This is a genomic window from Aminobacter sp. P4_D5, from assembly GCF_056401815.1.
The window spans coordinates 1-787 of sequence record NZ_JBFUIP010000585.1 but is presented as its reverse complement, the minus strand read 5'-3'; the positions used below and the strand labels follow the sequence as shown (position 1 = coordinate 787).

1 protein-coding gene is annotated in these 787 nt (G+C 69.9%); it reads right to left on the bottom strand.

The annotated features are described in order from the left end of the window. Window position 1 precedes the first annotated feature (1 nt). The gene (locus AC1DWF_RS33665; RefSeq protein ID WP_476842836.1) at window positions 2-775 is read right to left on the bottom strand and encodes an NAD kinase; all 774 of its coding nucleotides are present in this window, start codon (window positions 773-775) and stop codon (window positions 2-4) included. Window positions 776-787: the final 12 nt, after the last annotated feature.

Genomic DNA, 787 nt, shown 5'->3' with positions numbered 1-787 from the left:
ACTAGACCGTGAACTGCTCAGAAATGATGCGCTCCGACAGATTCCGGTCGGGGTCGAACAGCATGGTCATGGTGATGCTGCGGTCCTCGCGCACCTCCACGCGGCGCACGTCGCGCACCTCGGTGTAGTCGGCCGTCGCCGAGACCGGGCGCTTCTCCGCCTCCAGGATCTCGAAGACAACCCGGGCGGTCGAGGGCAGCAGCGCCCCGCGCCAGCGCCGGGGCCGGAAGGCCGAGATCGGCGTCATCGGCAGGAGGTTCGCGTCCAGCGGCACGATCGGCCCGTGCGCCGAGAGGTTGTAGGCCGTGCTGCCCGCGGGGGTGGAGACGAGGATGCCGTCGCAGATCAGCTCCGACATGCGCTCCTTGCCGTCGATCAGGATGCGCAGCTTGGCGGTCTGGCGGGTCTGGCGCAGCAGCGATACCTCGTTGACGGCGAGCGTGGCGTGGGTCTTCCCGTCGCTGGAATGCGCGCGCATGCGCAGCGGATGCAGCTGCGCGGCCTGGGCGGCGCGGAGGCGGGCGGGCAGGTCCTCCTCGCGATACTCGTTCATGAGGAAGCCGACGCTGCCGCGGTTCATGCCGTAGATCTGCGCGTTGCCGCCGAGGAAGCGATGCTGCGTCTCCAGCATCAGCCCGTCGCCGCCGAGCGCCACGATGAACTGGGCCTCGTTGGGCTGCGCATCGCCGTACATCGCGGCGAGGCGGTCGCGCGCCATCTGCGCGACCTCGGTGGTCGCGGCCAGGAAGGCAATGCGCGGGAGTGTGTCGCTCAAGCGAGCCGGCGG